This window comes from Aquabacter sediminis (assembly GCF_028863665.1).
Classification (GTDB): Bacteria; Pseudomonadota; Alphaproteobacteria; order Rhizobiales; family Xanthobacteraceae; genus L1I39.
The window spans coordinates 18,496-33,330 of sequence record NZ_JARBFX010000006.1 but is presented as its reverse complement, the minus strand read 5'-3'; the positions used below and the strand labels follow the sequence as shown (position 1 = coordinate 33,330).

Genomic DNA, 14,835 nt, shown 5'->3' with positions numbered 1-14,835 from the left:
TGAAACGGTTCCAACCTTGTCCGTTGGAACCCGAGGCCCATTCATGACCCAAGCCGCCGCCGAAGCCCACGCCGAATCCCCCTTGTCGCCCGCCGACATCCCCCAAGTCTTCAAGCACCACGTCTTCGCCTGCTTCCAGCAGCGGCCCGAGGGCCATCCGCGCGGCAGTTGCGCGGCGGCGGGGGGCAAGGTGCTGTGGGAGCATCTGGGCCGGCGCATCGAGGCCACCGGCCAGCGGGACATCGCCATGGCGGCCACCGGGTGCCTGGGCTTCTGCCAGGCGGGGCCGCTGATGGTGGTCTATCCGGCGGGCGTCTGGTACCGGCCGCGCACGGTGGAGGACATTGACGAGATCGTCACCTCGCACCTGGTGGGCGGCACGCTGGTGGAGCGGCTGGTGGTGGTGCCGCGCATCTGAAAGCGAAACGGCCGGGGCAGGGCCCCGGCCGTCGTGGTCTTTCAGGTCGAGCGGCATTGGCCGATCGTGTCGCAGCCATCCCACTGGAAAGACCGAATCCTCCAGATCGAGGGTCATGCCCGGCTTGGCCCGGGCATCCACGCCTCTCCCCGAGGTCAGCCCCTAGCGGCGCCCCGTGGATGGCCGGGACAAGCCCGGCCATGACGGACGGATGCGTCGGTCGCCCGCACAAATCAAGGGCCGATGAAGGCTCAGGCCTTCAGCGCCTCGATGATGGCGGAGCCCATCTCTTCCGTGCCGATGACGGTGGAGCCTTCGGTGCGGATGTCGGCGGTGCGCTTGCCGTCGGCGAGCACCTGGGCGATGGCCGCCTCGATGCGATCGGCGACATCGCCCTGGCCGAAGGAATAGCGCAGCGCCATGGCCAGCGAGCCGATCATGGCGATGGGATTGGCGAGGCCCTTGCCGGCAATGTCGGGGGCCGAGCCATGCACGGGCTCATAGAGCGCCGCGCGCTTGCCGGTGGTCTCGTCCACCGCGCCCAGCGAAGCGGAGGGCAGCATGCCCAGCGAGCCGGTGAGCATGGCGGCGATGTCGGAGAGGATGTCGCCGAACAGATTGTCGGTGACGATCACGTCGAACTGCTTGGGCCAGCGCACCAGCTGCATGGCCAGCGAGTCGGCGAGATTGTGCTCCAGCTCCACGTCCGCATAGTCGCGGGCATGCAAAGCGGTGATGACTTCTTTCCAGAGCACGCCCGAGCGCATCACATTGTGCTTCTCGGAGGAGGTCACCTTGTTGCGGCGGGTGCGCGCCAGCTCGAACGCGACGCGGCCGATGCGCTCGATCTCGTAGGTGTCATAGACCTGGGTGTCGATGGCGCGCTTCTGGCCATTGCCGAGGTCGGTGATGGTCTTGGGCTCGCCGAAATAGACGCCGCCGGTCAATTCGCGCACGATCAGGATGTCGAGGCCCTCGACCACTTCGCGCTTCAGCGACGAAGAGTCAGCGAGCGCGGGATAGCACAAAGCCGGGCGCAGATTGGCGAACAAAGCCAGGTCCTTGCGCAGGCGCAGCAGGCCCGCCTCGGGGCGCGCCTCATAGGGCACGCTCGCCCACTTGGGGCCGCCCACGGCGCCGAGGAGCACCGCATCGGCGGCCTTGGCCTTGTCCATGGCGGCTTCCGAGATGGCGGCGCCATGGGCGTCATAGGCGCAGCCGCCCACCAGGTCCTCTTCCACCGCGAAGGAGGCAAGGCCGAGGCTCTCCAGAGCGGCAATGACGCGCTTCACCTGCGCCATGACCTCCGGGCCGATGCCGTCGCCGGGGAGAAGAAGGAGCTTGTGCGTGGCCATGGGCATGTTCCTGTGTGGCGGCGTTTCGCTGAACTGCGTCGCGCCTTGGTGCGGGCCGTTGAAAGGGCCCGGATGGGATTGGCGCGGCGAGTGCTAATACCTCGCGCCGCCGCTGACAAGCGCGCGATGGCGCTCAGGCATTTTGTCGACCAGAGCGGGAGGCCAGGGCCGCCCCACCCACGATGAGGGCGCAGGCGAGCGCCAGGGTCCAATGGGCCGGGGCAAAGCCCGCCAGCACCAAAAGCAGGGTGGAGAGCACCGGCGCCGCATAGGAGGCCACCCCCAGAAAGCGGATGTCGCCGCGCTTCATGCCGATGTCCCAGGCATAGAAAGCCGCCCCCACGGGGCCGATGCCCAGCGCCAGCACGGCGATCCATTCGCCCATGTCCGCCGGCCAGATGGCTGGCTCGGTGAGAAGGTGGCAGGCAAAGGCCAGCACGGCGGTTCCCAGGCAGAAGCCGGCCACCGCCTCGGTGGGCACGTCGCCGAAGCGGCGGGAAGCCACCGAATAAAGCGACCAGATGAAGGCGCAGGCAAGCGCGGCGAGATAACCCGGCGCATAGCGCATCTCGAAGCCGGAAAGCCCGCCCTTGCCCAGGAGCAGCACCACCGTGCCGACGAGCCCGAGCAGCGCGCCGGCAATGTGCCCGGCCCTCAAGCCCCCGCCCGGCAGGGCGGCGGAAAAGAGCACGATGAGGAGGGGCCAGAGATAGGCGATCAGCCCGGCTTCCGCCGGTGGGGCGAGCTTCAGGGCCGTGAAATAGAAGAAATGGTAGCCGAACAGGCCGCCAATGCCATGCACCCACGCGGCCGGCCGTTGCCGCAGCACGGACAGCCCCGGCCCGCGCAGCGCCGCGACGAGCCCGACCGCGCCGCCCACCCCGAAAGTCAGCGCCGTCAGCAGGAAGGGCGGCACCTTGCCCGTGGAGGCGGTGGAGAGCGCCAGGGTTGCCCACAGAAGGATGGCCACGAGGCCGATGCGGGTGGCGGCGCGGGAGGAGAGGGGAGCGGCGTTGGGGGCGGTCATTGCCGGGTCGTCCATGGGGCGGGGCCGGACGCGGCGGCCCAAACGAAATCGGCCGGCCCGAGGGGCCGGCCGAGCACTGATAGCCGATTCTGACGGCTTGCGTGGGTATCAGCCCGCCGCGCCGCTCAGGTGAAGGCGCTCAGGTGATGTACTGGGCGCCGTTGGCGGTGAGCGTCGAGCCGGTGATGAAGCCGGCATCATCGGCCACCAGGAACTTCACGCAGCGCGCAATGTCCTCCGGCTCGCCGAGGCGGCCGACGGGGATGTTGGAGATGATCTTCTTCAGCACGTCCTCGGGCACCGCGCGCACCATTTCGGTGGCGATGTAGCCGGGGGCGATGGCGTTCACGGTGATGCCGAGCGCCGCGCTTTCCTGCGCCAGGGCCTTCACGAAGCCGATCTCGCCCGCCTTGGCGGCGGAATAGTTGGTCTGGCCGAACTGGCCCTTCTGGCCGTTGATGGACGAGATGCAGACGATGCGCCCGAACTTGCGCGCCCGCATGCCCTCGATCACGTTGCGGCACATGTTGAAGGCGCTGTTCAGGTTGGTGTTGATGACCGCGCTCCACTGCTCCAGCGTCATGCGGTGAAGGGTGGTGTCGCGGGTGATGCCGGCATTGTTCACCAGCACTTCGACCGGGCCGAGCGCGGCTTCCACCTGGGCGATGCCGGCCTTGCACGCCTCGAAGTCGGACACGTCCCATTTGAAGACGGGAATGCCGGTCTTCTCATGGAAGGCGGCGGCAGCGGTGTCATTGCCCGCATAATTGGCCGCCACATTATATCCGGCGTCCTTGAGCATCACGGAAATGGCCTCGCCGATTCCGCGCGTTCCACCGGTCACCAACGCTACACGCCCCATCTGACCCTCCCTGCCGTCTTGGCTCTGCCCTCGCCGAAGACGCGCAATCCACGCTCCGGGGATGTGGCCATCCCCGGGTCGCTTCTACGAAACGCCCCGGCGAGGTTCGAGCGCGTTTGGCGCGTCGTGCTGACGCGCAACCAAAGTCGAGCGGATCAGTCCCGCTCAACGCACATGGCGATGCCCATGCCGCCGCCGATGCAGAGCGTGGCGAGGCCCTTCTTGGCGTCGCGCTTCTGCATTTCATGCAGCAAGGTCACCAGGATGCGGGTGCCGGACGCACCGATGGGGTGGCCGATGGCGATCGCGCCGCCATTCACGTTCACCTTCGAGGTGTCCCAGCCGAGGTCCTTGTTCACGGCCAGCGCCTGGGCGGCGAAGGCTTCGTTGGCCTCGATCAGGTCCAGGTCGTCCACGCTCCAGCCGGCCTTTTCCAAGGCGGCGCGGGAGGCGGGGATGGGGCCGGTGCCCATGATGGACGGATCAACGCCCGCCTGGGCCCAGGAGACGATGCGCGCCAGCGGGGTCTTGCCCTCGGCGGCGGCGCGGCTGGCGCTCATGAGCACCACGGCGGCGGCGCCGTCATTGATGCCGGAGGCGTTGCCGGCGGTCACCGAGCCGTCCTTGGAGAAGGCGGGCTTCAGCTTGGCCATGGCGTCGATGGTGGCGCCGTGGCGGATATATTCGTCCTGGTCCACCACCACGTCGCCCTTGCGGGTGGAGATGGTGACGGGGACGATCTCGTCCTTGAACTTGCCAGCCTTCTGGGCCTCTTCCGCCTTGTTCTGGGAGGCCACCGCGAAGGCGTCCTGCTCGTCGCGGGTGATCTGGAACTGGCGGGCCACGTTCTCGGCGGTGACGCCCATATGGTAGCCGTTGAAGGCATCCCACAGGCCGTCCTTGATCATGGTGTCGGTGAATTCCAGGTTGCCCATGCGCTGTCCGTTGCGCAGGTGGGCGGCATGGGCGGACAGGCTCATGGATTCCTGGCCGCCGGCCACCACCACGTCGCTGTCGCCGGTCTGGATGGCCTGGAAGCCCAGCGCCACGGAGCGCAGGCCCGAGCCGCAGACCTGGTTGATTTCCCACGCCGGGCTCTCGATCGGGATGCCGGCGGCCATGGAGGCCTGGCGGCCCGGATTCTGGCCCTGGGCGGCGGTGAGAACCTGGCCGAGAATGACTTCGCTGACGGAATCGGGAGCAACACCGGCCCGCTCCAGGGCCGCCTTGATGGCGATGGCGCCGAGCGCGTGGGCCGGCAGCGTGGACAGGGCTCCGTTGAACGAACCCACCGGGGTCCGAGCGGCCCCGACGATGACGACGTCGTCCTTCATGGTGATCTCCTGCGGGCGGGCGGCTCATATCGTGCGCCGCACTCGTTGAGGCGCATGGTTGGTTGGTGAGCGCGGCCCTGTCAATGACCCATGTCAACGACTGGTGCATGACGCCAGCTTGACCATGTGGGGTTGCACGGCACGGGATCCACATGCACTGCACAAAAGGGTAGCCGTGTGCCTGGAAACACCCTAACCTGACCTGAACCCAAGGAAACGGATGACCGGACAATGGCCAAGACGCAAGAGCCAGTCACCATCAAGAAATACGCCAATCGCCGGCTCTACAATACCGGCACCAGCACTTATGTGACGCTGGAAGACTTGGCCACGATGGTCAAGGAAGGCGAGGACTTCGTCGTCTTCGACGCGAAGAATGGTGACGATATCACCCACTCGGTGCTGACGCAGATCATCTTCGAGCAGGAGAATAAGGGGCAGAATCTGCTTCCCATCGCCTTCCTGCGCCAGATCATCCGCTTCTATGGCGACAGCATGCAGATGATGGTGCCGCGCTATCTGGAAATGTCCATCGACAGCTTCACCAAGGAGCAGGAGAAGTTCCGCGACCAGGTCGCCAAGACCCTGACCGGAACCCCGCTTGGCGGCTTCGACGACCACGTGCGCCGGAACATGGAAATGTTCGAGCGCGCCTTCAACATCTTCCTGCCCTTCCCCAAGGGCGAGGGCGATGCCGCGACCCCCGGGGCGCCGGCCACGCCCACCCCCGCCGCCAGCCCGACGGACGACCTCGAGGCGCTCAAGCGCCAGATGGCCGACATGCAGCAGAAGCTGGAAAAGCTGGTGTCCAAGCCCGAGGGACAGTGACCTCGCGGGCTTGAGCAAAGCGCCTGAGCAAGGCCGGGGCCGGATCGCGGCTCCGGCCTTTCCATTTTCAGGCCACTGCCCTTTCAGGCCCTTGCGTTTTCAGGCCCTTGCGCTTTCAGGCCATCGCCGTCTCGCGTCAGCCCTTATGCCCGTCATCCCAATGCCCGTTTCCCTGGGCCGTGTCCGTGCCCGCCGCGCCTGACAGCGGCCGGGCGAGGCCGGTCAGCGCGCCCTGGATATAGTGGCAGCCGGCGCTGGCCAGGATGTGCGCCGTGCGCTCGTTCTGCACCCATTCGGCGACGCAGGTGATGCCGAGCTGGCGGGCGAGGTGAATCATCGCCTCCACGAAGGTGCGGTCGTCCGGCGAGCGGGCCATGTTGCGCACGAAGCTGCCGTCAATCTTCACCATGTCGATGCCCAGGCCCCGCAGGTTGCGGAACGAGGTGAAGCCCGCGCCGAAATCGTCGATGGCCACCTTCGCGCCCAGCCGGTGCGCTTCCCCCACAAAGTCCCGGGCGGCGTCGAAGTCATGCACCGCCACCGATTCCGTGACCTCCAGGATGAGACGGGCGGCCAGGTCCGGTGTCACTTCCCGGGTGAACAGGTCATGCCAGGCCTGGTCGGCGAGGGAGGAGGGCGAGACGTTCACCGAAAGCGTCAGTGCCGGATCATGCCGCATGGCGGCTGTGACGAGGCGCAGGATCTTGCGGTCGAACACACCCATCAGGCCGAGCTTTTCCGCCTCCTCCACGATTCGCCCGGTGCCTTGCCCATCCAGGCCCGGCGCGGGCAGGATGCGCGCCAGGGCCTCGTGGAAGACGGGCGCACGGGTCAAGGTGTCGGCCACCGGCTGAACCGCGAGCTGGATGCGGTCTTCTTCCAGCGCCCGCATGATCTCCTCGGCGAGGCGCACATTGCGCCGGCGGCGCATCTCGCTCGGCGAGTGGGGGGCGCAGATCTCCACCGAGCCATGCTCGCGCCGCTTGGCGATGCTGTGCGCTTCCCGCGCCCGTGCCACCACTTCGGCCGGGGAGGAGCGCTTCTCCGGCATGGCGACGGCGCCCACGGTCACCGACACCGGAATGGGCCCGGCGGAGGTGAGCACGGGGGCGCGGCGGATATCCGCGATCAGGGCGGTCGCCTGCTGCCACAGCCGGCTCGCGGGCACGTCCTCCACCAGCAACGCGAACTTGTTGCCCGAGAAGCGTGCCACCAGGTCCTGCGGCGTGGCGGCAAACCGCAGGCGATCGGCCACCCGCGCGATGATCTCGTCGGCCACGTCGAAGCCGAACGTGTCGTTCACCCGTCCCAGATGGTCGATGCCCACCAGGAACAGGGCCCAGCCGGGTCCGGGCGCGGCGCCCGTCACGGTGCGGTGTTCGCTTTGGGCAAGGCGCTCGGCCAGGATTTCCATCAGGCGGGTGCGGGTCGGAAGGCCGGTGAGGGCGTCCAAATGGCCCGGAAAGGCCGCGTGCAGGGGCGCTTCCACCGGGCCGAGCACCTGGAGGATGCCCACCGCATGGGCCGGCCGGCCGCCGGTTCCGGCGAACCAGCGCCCGGAATGAGCCACCCAGACCAGGCGATCGGGTTCGGCCTGGAGCTGGAAGGAGGAGCCATAGGGTACCCCCGATCCGGCATCCGTGTTGCCGGCCGCGAGCACCGCCCGCAGGCTGCCGGGAAAGGCGGGATCGAGCCGGCTTTGGGCGAGGAAGGCGGAGCCGGTGGCGAATCGGGCGGCGGCATTCGCGCCCAGCAGGGTGTCCACATTGGCGGTCCAGTCCAGGGCGTCCGAGGCGACGTCCCACCGGTAGCCGGCAACACCGGCGGCGCTGAGCAGGCCGAGAGTGTCGTCCACCGCCGGCAAGGTGCTCGTCGGTTCCAGAGGGTAAGACTGTGAGGCGCCGGACCGCGGGGGGAGGGCGCCGGAATGGGGCGAGGAGGTGGGCAGCAGAGGCTGCCCGTCCGCGCCCGCGCCTTCGGTCGGAGGCGGAGAGGGCTCTCCATCCACCTGCGCTGCCGGCGTCCGACCGGCCCGTCCGTTGGCACGCTTCTGGCTCAAACTGACGCGTCCCGCCTGTTCACGAGGCTGTTTCGTTGAGACGGCCATCCCGCGCCGCCCGATTGCCGGGCGCACACCAAAGCTGTGCCGTCGCGCCTAAGATGAGCGGCGGCTGGCTTCATTGCAAACCGGATTGTTGCTGCCTTATGGCTGCACGCGCGTAGTTTCAGTCCAGGCGGGAATCCAGCGCCACGTCGCGCTGCGCCACCCGGACCGAAATCCAGAAGCCGGCGATCACGTCGAACAGCATGACCAGGCCCATCAGCGCGAAGACCGAGGTGCCGGCCTGCGCCACCAGCAGGAATTCGCCCACCGCGACGGCGAACAGCAGCACGGACAGGATATGGTCGAAGATGTTGCGCGAGGACACGCGCGTCGCCTTCAGCACTTCCACCAGCAGGATCAGCAGGGTGAAGCCGAGGAAGACATCGGCGATGGAGATGGTCCAGCTCGCCCCGGACATCATGGGCACGGTCGCCAGGATGGCGTGCCAGTCGAGGCCGGGGGTGAGGAAGACGAAGATGTTGTAGACGGCCAGCGGTACGATCAGCAGCGGGATGGGCGTGAGCATGCACATTCCTCTCATCCGTCGCGACCTGCGCGCGCAGGAGCGATCCGATCGGCTCGGATGCGCCTCACAGGCGAAAAGTCACGTCGGGATGGGTGGCATATTCGCGGCCCCCTGTCATCGCTCCCTGTGGGAAGCCGGGACAAACCGCAAATGGATCAAGCGATTGGCGCTGATCCGGATGGATGCGCGAGGCCGGTTGCCCGAAGGTCCTCCGGCAAGCGCCTCTCCCCCAATCACGCGCCGCGATGCGGCGCGCCGACCCGCCGGCGCGGCATGTGCCGCGCCGTGTGTGAAGCGATCAGGCTTCCACCTTGGGCTTCAGGATCTGGCGACCGCGATACATGCCGGTCTTCAGGTCCAGGTGGTGGGGGCGGCGCAGCTCGCCGGAATCCTTGTCTTCCACATAGGTGGGCTGCTTCAGGGCGTCAGCCGAGCGGCGCATGCCGCGACGGGACGGGGAGGTCTTTCTCTTCGGGACGGCCATGTCCAAACTCCGGAAACGTCGTAAGCCAGTGTTCCTGCCGCGTAGGTTCGCGCAGGCGAGCGAAACCAGTCTTCTCGATAGGAGGCGCGCCTTATACAGGCTCGCGGACCGAAGCGGAAGGCCCCGGGGGAGGATTCTCCGGTCTAATCTTCGCCGCTCTCCCGCAAGGTGCGCAAGGCACCGGCTGTCCCTTGCCCTTCCCTTGCGTTCCCTTGCCCCACCTTTGCCGCGAAGCCACCGCGGGTTGGCCACGGGGACACCTCACTGTCCCCTTGTGTCCGGTGGAAAGCTGAGCGAGGGTGCGCGCGCCTGAAGGGGCACACGGTCCCGACGGACTGTCGAGCCCCCGCTTCCGGCCAGCCCAGGCCCGCCCCACCTCCTGGTGGGCGCCTTCGAAAGGTTGAGGATAAAGGATATGATGCGTCCCGCCCACACCGCAGTCCTGGCGGTGGCTCTCTCGGCTCTGGCTCTCGGCGGTGAAGCGCTGGCTCAGGCCCCGGCGGCCCCCAAGGCGGCTGCGCCCGCCCAGGCTGCGCCTGCCCAAGCTGCTCCTGCTGCTCCCGCACCCGCTGCTCCCGCTTCCGCCGCGCAAGCCGATGCCGATCCCGTGGTCGTCACGGTGAACGGCACGCCCATCCGCGCCAGCGAGGTGGCCCTGGCCGAGGAAGACATCGGCCCCGGCCTGCCCCAGGTGCAGCCCGCCCAGCGGCGTGAATATGTGATCTCCTTCCTCACCGACATGACGGTGCTGGCCCAGGCCGCCGAGGCGCAGAAGCTGGACCAGAGCGCGGAATTCAAGCAGCGCATGAACTATGCGCGCACCAAGGCGCTCATGGAGGCGCTGCTGAACGCCGAGGCCAAGAAGGCCGTCACCGAGGAGGCCAAGAAGGCCACCTATGAGGAGTTCGTGAAGTCCACCAAGCCCGAGATGGAAGTGCGCGCCCGCCACATCCTGGTGGACAACGAGGCGAAGGCCAAGGAAATCGACGCCAAGGCCAAGGCCGGCGCCGATTTTGCCACCCTCGCCAAGGAAAATTCCAAGGACAGCGCCGAGGATGGTGGCGATCTCGGCTACTTCACCAAGGAACAGATGGTCCCGGAATTCGCCGATGCGGCCTTCAAGCTCGACAAGGGCCAGGTCTCGGACGTGGTGAAGACCCAGTTCGGCTACCACATCATCAAGGTCGAGGATAAGCGGCAGAAGCCCGTCCCCACCTATGACCAGGTGCAGGACCAGATCGACCAGTATCTTGTGCGCAAGGCGCAGACCGAGCTCGTCACCAAGCTGCGCAACGACGCCAAGGTGGAGAAGACCGCCGCTGCCGCCCCGGCCGCGCCCGCGGCCCCTGCCGCTCCTGCGGCGCCCGCGACCCCGGCCGCGCCGAAGAACTGAGGGTCGGCGGCCGCGCCGGCCGCCATCTCTCGCCGCCTGAAGGGTGTGAAGGGCCTCGCCGGTGTCCGGCGGGGCCCTTTTTCATTGCTTCTGTCCAAGGGGTTCCGCCGGTCCGGCTTTGCCGGCTTTCCTTGCGCAGGAAGGCCCCAGGGGAGCTGCGCTGTCACCCGCGCCTCGTCCCATGACGCCCCTTGCCTTGGCCGGCGAGGTGCGGCACACCCACAGCGCCGATTGTGCGGCGACCTTTGCCCCGGGGGCTCCCATGTCCGCGTCCGTCTCTCCCCTCGCACCCAAGGTCCTGGTGGAAGCGCCGCCCGTGCCGGGCGTGACCTTTGCGACCGCCGAAGCCGGCATCCGCTACAAGGGCCGCACCGATGTGCTGATGGCCTCCTTCGTGCGCGGCACGACGGTGGCGGGCGTGACCACGCGCTCCTTGTGCCCCTCCGCCCCGGTGGAGTGGTGCCGCACCGTGCTCAAGAAGGGAAAGGCGCGGGCGCTGGTGGTCAATTCCGGCAATGCCAACGCCTTTACCGGCCTCAAGGGCCGCGAATCCACCGCACTGACCGCCGAGGTGGCGTCTGCCGTGCTGGGCTGCAAGCCCTCCGAGGTGCTGCTCGCCTCCACCGGCGTCATCGGCGAGCCGCTGGACGCCACCAAGTTCCGCGGCGCTTTGGACGAGACCGCCCAGCGCCTGGCGCCCGGCCCGTGGATCGATGCCGCCCGCGCCATCATGACCACCGACACCTTCCCGAAAGTGTCCACCGCCACCGTGCCCATGGGCGAGACGGACGTGGTCATCACCGGCATCGCCAAGGGCGCCGGCATGATCGCGCCGGACATGGCGACCATGCTCTCCTTCGTCTTCACCGACGCCCCCATCGCCACCGACGTGCTCCAGGCGCTGCTTTCCAAGGGCGTGGTGAACTCCTTCAACGCCATCACCATCGACAGCGACACCTCCACCTCCGACACGCTGCTGCTGTTCGCCACCGGCGTCGCCAAGGATCGGGGCGTTGCCACCATCAAGAGCCTGGACGATCCGCGCGTCGGCCCCTTCCGCAAGGAACTCCAGCGGGTGCTGGGGGATCTGGCCGAGCAGGTGGCCCGCGATGGCGAAGGCGCCCGCAAGCTGGTGCGCGTGCATGTGAAGGGCGCGGTCTCCAAGAAGTCCGCCCGCCGCATCGGTATGTCCATCGCCAATTCGCCGCTGGTGAAGACGGCGGTGGCCGGCGAGGACGCCAATTGGGGCCGCGTGGTGATGGCGGTGGGCAAGGCTGGCGAGCCGGCGGACCGCGATCGCCTCTCCATCTGGTTCGGCGACATCCGCGTCGCCGCCGAGGGCATGCGCGACCCCTCCTATGACGAGGGCGTGGTGTCTCAGTACATGACCGGCGACGTGATCGACGTCACCGTGGATATCGGCCTCGGCAAGGGCAAGGACACGGTGCTCACCTGCGACCTGACCAAGGAATATGTGGCCATCAACGGCGACTACCGGTCATGAAGCTGACGCTCGTTGTGGCCTGCGCGCTGGTGGACGCGGACAACCGCGTCCTGGTGGCCCAGCGGCCGGAAGGCAAGGCGCTGGCGGGCCTGTGGGAATTTCCCGGCGGCAAGATGGAGCCGGGCGAGCGGCCGGAGGAGACGCTCATCCGCGAACTGGACGAGGAACTGGGCATTCAGGTGAAGGAAGCCTGCCTCGCGCCGCTCACCTTCGCCAGCCATGCCTATGAGACCTTCCACCTCCTGATGCCGCTTTGGATCTGTCGGCGGTGGGAGGGCCGCGTGGAAGCGCGCGAGCACACGACGCTCAAATGGGTGCGCGCCGGCAAGCTGCGGGACCTGGCCATGCCGCCCGCCGACGAGCCCCTCATTCCCCCGCTGATCGACCTGCTTGGGCCGTAAGGCCGGGGGGCGCAGCCCCGCGCGCTTTCAGCCCCTCACCAGCGGCAGCAGCGCCGCGCGCAGCGGCTCCGGCAGGGAGACCGGGCGGCGGGTGTGGCGGTCCACATAGACATGGACGAAATGGCCCTGGGCGCAGGCGCTCTCGTCCGCGCCCTGGAAGATGCCGATCTCATAGCGCACGGAGCTGGAGCCGAGCCGCGCTACCCGCAGGCCCGCCCGCACCGGCGCCGGGAAGGTGAGCGAGCGGAAATAGGCGCAGCGGGTTTCCACCACCAGGCCGATCACCGGGCTCTGCTCGGGATCGAGCACGCCCTGCGCCATCAGATATTCGTTCACCACCGTGTCGAAATAGGAATAAAAGACCACGTTGTTGACGTGGCCATAGATGTCCATGTCGGCCCACCGGGTGGTGATGGGCAGGATATGGGCATAGTCGCCCTGGGAGCCGGGGCGTTCGCGTTCGGTGGCGGAAGAAGCGCTCATGACAGGCCCTGCGTGGAAGACATCTGCGCCTTCTCGCACAAGGGCGTGCGAGAAGGCCAGAGCTTCACGGGATGGGCGCTGCATTCCGCGAACAGGCCGGGAACGGCGCACGGCACGCGATTCGGACGGGCTTCGTTCGCGCTGCGTTTCGTGTCCGCCGGCCGTCCCATCCCAAGGTGGGACACCAGCCTTGCCTCACCCCGGCAGTGGCTCAGGGAATCGAACGAGCCGGGAACATCGCTCTTTGCGTGATTCGGACGCCCTTCGTTCGCGCTGCGTTTTCCGGCCGGGGGTGCCCTGTTTCAAACCGGGACAGGCGTCCGGACGCGCGCCGAGGATGGAACGGGCGGCGAACATCCGCCCGGCCGCGATTCGCGCGCCTTTCGTTCCCGCTGCGTTTTATGCGCCACCAGGGACCTGTCCCACATCGGGACGGGAGGGGCCTCAGCCCACCCAGCCGGACAGTTCGCGGCGCACCACGGTCTCGATCACCCGCATGCCCTCGTCCGTGTCGTTGAGGCAGGGGATGGCCGCGAACTTCTCGCCGCCATTGTGCTCGAAGATCTCCCGGTTCTCCCCGCCAATCTCCTCCAGCGTCTCCAGGCAGTCGGCTGTGAAGCCGGGATTGACGATGGCGAGCCGCTTCACCCCGCTCTTGGCCAGCGCCTCCACGGTCTTGTCCGTATAGGGCTGGAGCCATTCCTCGGTGCCGAAGCGGGACTGGAAGGTGATGCGGAAGCGCTCCTTGGTCATGCCCAGGCGCTCGCGCATGAGGCGGCCGGTCTTCATGCACTGGCAGTGATAGGGGTCGCCCTTGTGGAGATAGGAGAGCGGCACGCCGTGGAAGGAGGCCAGAATCACCTCCGGCTCGAAGTCGAGCTTGGAAAGGTGCCCCTCCAGTGCCGTGCAGGCGGCATCAATGTAAGTGGGGTCGTCATGCCAGGGCGGGGCGACGCGCAGGATGGGCTGCCAGCGCATGGCCTTCAAGGCGTCGAAGGTCTTGTCGCAGACGGTGGCGGTGGTGGCGGCGGAATATTGCGGATAGAGCGGCACCAGCAGGATGCGCTCGCATCCTTGCGCCTGAAGCGCCTCGATGCGCTCCTTGATGGGCGGCTTGCCATAGCGCATGGCCCAGTCCACCACGATGCGGGAATCCAGCCCCGCGAGGCGCTCCGCCAGCTTCTGGGCCTGGGAGCGGGTGATGGTCTTCAGGGGACCCTCGTTCAGCTCCTTGTTCCAGATGGTGTCATAGTCCTTGCCCTTGGGCCCCGGGCGCTTGGTGAGCACGATCGCATTGAGGATGAACCACCAGAGCGGCCGGTTGACCTCGATCACCCGCCGGTCCCACAGGAACTCCTTCAGATAGCGCCGCATGGACCAGTAATCGGTCGCCTCCGGCGTGCCGAGATTGACCAGCAGCACCCCAATGCGCCCGAACGCCACCTTCGGATGGTCGGCGGGCAAGGCGGACGGAACGACGGGGGAGGGCGGGACGGAGGACACGGACGAGGAGGCAGTCATGGCGGGGATGGGGCTCACCGGTTCGGGCCGCCGCCGCGCCGGCGGCGAAGCCCTTCAGGGAAGGCTACGCGCGAAACCCGCCTTTGGACCAGCGCCGGGCGGGGTCCCGGGCGGGGTCCGAGGCGTTCCGCGCTTATTGCCTGCCACATGGCCCCATCCGACCGCCTCGTCAATGCGCTGCCTCAAGGCCCGCAAACGCAAACCGCCCGCCTCCGGGGGGAGGCGGGCGGTCTGCCGGGGAGAGCGTCGCGGAGGTCAGGCGGCGCTTTCGGCGGGTGTCAGGGCGAGCACGGATTCGAACCCCTCGAATTCCGGCGGGCCGATATAGTTCACCTTGTTGGTGCCGGCATCGCGATGGGCGGCGCGGAAGGCTTCGGACTTGGTCCAGGCCTCGAAATCCGCCTTGGAGCGCCATTCCGTGTGGGAGGAATAAAGGACGTGATCCTCCCGCTGGGGGCCCTTCAGCAGGTTGAAGGCGACGAAGCCGGGGACGGTCGCCAGATAGCTGTCGCGCTCGCGCCAGACGCGCTCGAACTCGGCTTCCGACCCGAACTTCACCTTGAAACGGTTCATGGCGATATACATGGATCACTCC

General features: G+C 67.7%; 15 protein-coding genes. 5 read left to right on the top strand and 10 right to left on the bottom strand.

Going from position 1 to position 14,835, the window contains the following annotated elements; all coding sequences use genetic code 11:
• Window positions 1-43 precede the first annotated feature (43 nt).
• Window positions 44-418, top strand: a complete 375-nt coding sequence (locus PV781_RS13675; RefSeq protein WP_274776192.1) for a (2Fe-2S) ferredoxin domain-containing protein — start codon at window positions 44-46, stop codon at window positions 416-418.
• A 251-nt stretch (window positions 419-669) separates the two neighbouring features.
• Here PV781_RS13675 and leuB read toward each other — a convergent pair whose 3' ends face one another.
• The 4 genes from leuB to PV781_RS13655 form a co-directional block, all read right to left on the bottom strand.
• Entirely contained in the window at window positions 670-1,773 is a 1,104-nt protein-coding gene (gene leuB, locus PV781_RS13670; protein ID WP_209098729.1) for a 3-isopropylmalate dehydrogenase, read from the bottom strand.
• Between the two features lie 133 nt (window positions 1,774-1,906).
• Window positions 1,907-2,800 carry an aromatic amino acid exporter YddG gene (yddG, locus tag PV781_RS13665; protein ID WP_274776191.1) on the bottom strand — a complete coding sequence of 298 codons (894 nt, stop codon included), beginning with the start codon at window positions 2,798-2,800 and terminating at the stop codon, window positions 1,907-1,909.
• A 139-nt stretch (window positions 2,801-2,939) separates the two neighbouring features.
• Window positions 2,940-3,662 carry an acetoacetyl-CoA reductase gene (gene phbB, locus PV781_RS13660; RefSeq protein WP_274776190.1) on the bottom strand — a complete coding sequence of 241 codons (723 nt, stop codon included), beginning with the start codon at window positions 3,660-3,662 and terminating at the stop codon, window positions 2,940-2,942.
• Between the two features lie 155 nt (window positions 3,663-3,817).
• A complete protein-coding gene (locus tag PV781_RS13655; protein ID WP_274776189.1) occupies window positions 3,818-4,996 on the bottom strand; it encodes an acetyl-CoA C-acetyltransferase in 1,179 nt (392 codons plus the stop codon).
• 231 nt (window positions 4,997-5,227) lie between these two features.
• Here PV781_RS13655 and phaR point away from each other — a divergent pair, with 231 nt between their 5' ends.
• Window positions 5,228-5,824 carry a polyhydroxyalkanoate synthesis repressor PhaR gene (gene phaR, locus PV781_RS13650; RefSeq protein ID WP_274776188.1) on the top strand — a complete coding sequence of 199 codons (597 nt, stop codon included), beginning with the start codon at window positions 5,228-5,230 and terminating at the stop codon, window positions 5,822-5,824.
• 136 nt (window positions 5,825-5,960) lie between these two features.
• Here phaR and PV781_RS13645 read toward each other — a convergent pair whose 3' ends face one another.
• The 3 genes from PV781_RS13645 to rpmF form a co-directional block, all read right to left on the bottom strand.
• Window positions 5,961-7,679: a GGDEF and EAL domain-containing protein gene (locus PV781_RS13645; protein WP_274776187.1), complete on the bottom strand. Its 1,719-nt coding sequence runs from the start codon at window positions 7,677-7,679 to the stop codon at window positions 5,961-5,963.
• A gap of 370 nt (window positions 7,680-8,049) precedes the next feature.
• Entirely contained in the window at window positions 8,050-8,454 is a 405-nt protein-coding gene (locus PV781_RS13640; protein ID WP_274776186.1) for a hypothetical protein, read from the bottom strand.
• A gap of 298 nt (window positions 8,455-8,752) precedes the next feature.
• Window positions 8,753-8,938 carry a 50S ribosomal protein L32 gene (gene rpmF / locus PV781_RS13635; protein WP_274776185.1) on the bottom strand — a complete coding sequence of 62 codons (186 nt, stop codon included), beginning with the start codon at window positions 8,936-8,938 and terminating at the stop codon, window positions 8,753-8,755.
• 415 nt (window positions 8,939-9,353) lie between these two features.
• Here rpmF and PV781_RS13630 point away from each other — a divergent pair, with 415 nt between their 5' ends.
• The 3 genes from PV781_RS13630 to PV781_RS13620 all read left to right on the top strand — a co-directional run bounded on the left by PV781_RS13630 (window position 9,354) and on the right by PV781_RS13620 (window position 12,236).
• Window positions 9,354-10,331, top strand: coding sequence for a peptidylprolyl isomerase (locus PV781_RS13630; RefSeq protein ID WP_274776184.1), 978 nt, complete (start codon window positions 9,354-9,356; stop codon window positions 10,329-10,331).
• 262 nt (window positions 10,332-10,593) lie between these two features.
• Complete coding sequence (argJ, locus tag PV781_RS13625; RefSeq protein ID WP_274776183.1) at window positions 10,594-11,835, top strand: bifunctional glutamate N-acetyltransferase/amino-acid acetyltransferase ArgJ; 1,242 nt, start codon at window positions 10,594-10,596, stop codon at window positions 11,833-11,835.
• A complete protein-coding gene (locus PV781_RS13620) occupies window positions 11,832-12,236 on the top strand; it encodes a (deoxy)nucleoside triphosphate pyrophosphohydrolase (protein WP_274776182.1) in 405 nt (134 codons plus the stop codon). The genes argJ and PV781_RS13620 overlap by 4 nt, the downstream gene beginning before the upstream one ends.
• A 27-nt stretch (window positions 12,237-12,263) precedes the next feature.
• Here PV781_RS13620 and PV781_RS13615 read toward each other — a convergent pair whose 3' ends face one another.
• From PV781_RS13615 to hmuQ, 3 genes are all read right to left on the bottom strand, one after another.
• Window positions 12,264-12,719, bottom strand: a complete 456-nt coding sequence (locus PV781_RS13615) for an acyl-CoA thioesterase (protein WP_274776181.1) — start codon at window positions 12,717-12,719, stop codon at window positions 12,264-12,266.
• A gap of 444 nt (window positions 12,720-13,163) precedes the next feature.
• Window positions 13,164-14,240 carry a ferrochelatase gene (hemH, locus tag PV781_RS13610; protein WP_274776180.1) on the bottom strand — a complete coding sequence of 359 codons (1,077 nt, stop codon included), beginning with the start codon at window positions 14,238-14,240 and terminating at the stop codon, window positions 13,164-13,166.
• A gap of 255 nt (window positions 14,241-14,495) precedes the next feature.
• A complete protein-coding gene (gene hmuQ / locus PV781_RS13605) occupies window positions 14,496-14,825 on the bottom strand; it encodes a heme-degrading protein HmuQ (RefSeq protein ID WP_274776179.1) in 330 nt (109 codons plus the stop codon).
• Between the last annotated feature and the right edge of the window lie 10 nt (window positions 14,826-14,835).

Bases quoted from the DNA above. Each gene is read 5' to 3' on its own strand.
- PV781_RS13675 (WP_274776192.1), top strand. From the start codon at position 44: ATGACCCAAGCCGCCGCCGAAGCCCACGCCGAATCCCCCTTGTCGCCC.
- leuB (WP_209098729.1), bottom strand. From the start codon at position 1,773: ATGGCCACGCACAAGCTCCTTCTTCTCCCCGGCGACGGCATCGGCCCG.
- yddG (WP_274776191.1), bottom strand. From the start codon at position 2,800: ATGACCGCCCCCAACGCCGCTCCCCTCTCCTCCCGCGCCGCCACCCGC.
- phbB (WP_274776190.1), bottom strand. From the start codon at position 3,662: ATGGGGCGTGTAGCGTTGGTGACCGGTGGAACGCGCGGAATCGGCGAG.
- PV781_RS13655 (WP_274776189.1), bottom strand. From the start codon at position 4,996: ATGAAGGACGACGTCGTCATCGTCGGGGCCGCTCGGACCCCGGTGGGT.
- phaR (WP_274776188.1), top strand. From the start codon at position 5,228: ATGGCCAAGACGCAAGAGCCAGTCACCATCAAGAAATACGCCAATCGC.
- PV781_RS13640 (WP_274776186.1), bottom strand. From the start codon at position 8,454: ATGCTCACGCCCATCCCGCTGCTGATCGTACCGCTGGCCGTCTACAAC.
- rpmF (WP_274776185.1), bottom strand. From the start codon at position 8,938: ATGGCCGTCCCGAAGAGAAAGACCTCCCCGTCCCGTCGCGGCATGCGC.
- PV781_RS13630 (WP_274776184.1), top strand. From the start codon at position 9,354: ATGATGCGTCCCGCCCACACCGCAGTCCTGGCGGTGGCTCTCTCGGCT.
- argJ (WP_274776183.1), top strand. From the start codon at position 10,594: ATGTCCGCGTCCGTCTCTCCCCTCGCACCCAAGGTCCTGGTGGAAGCG.
- PV781_RS13620 (WP_274776182.1), top strand. From the start codon at position 11,832: ATGAAGCTGACGCTCGTTGTGGCCTGCGCGCTGGTGGACGCGGACAAC.
- PV781_RS13615 (WP_274776181.1), bottom strand. From the start codon at position 12,719: ATGAGCGCTTCTTCCGCCACCGAACGCGAACGCCCCGGCTCCCAGGGC.
- hemH (WP_274776180.1), bottom strand. From the start codon at position 14,240: ATGACTGCCTCCTCGTCCGTGTCCTCCGTCCCGCCCTCCCCCGTCGTT.
- hmuQ (WP_274776179.1), bottom strand. From the start codon at position 14,825: ATGTATATCGCCATGAACCGTTTCAAGGTGAAGTTCGGGTCGGAAGCC.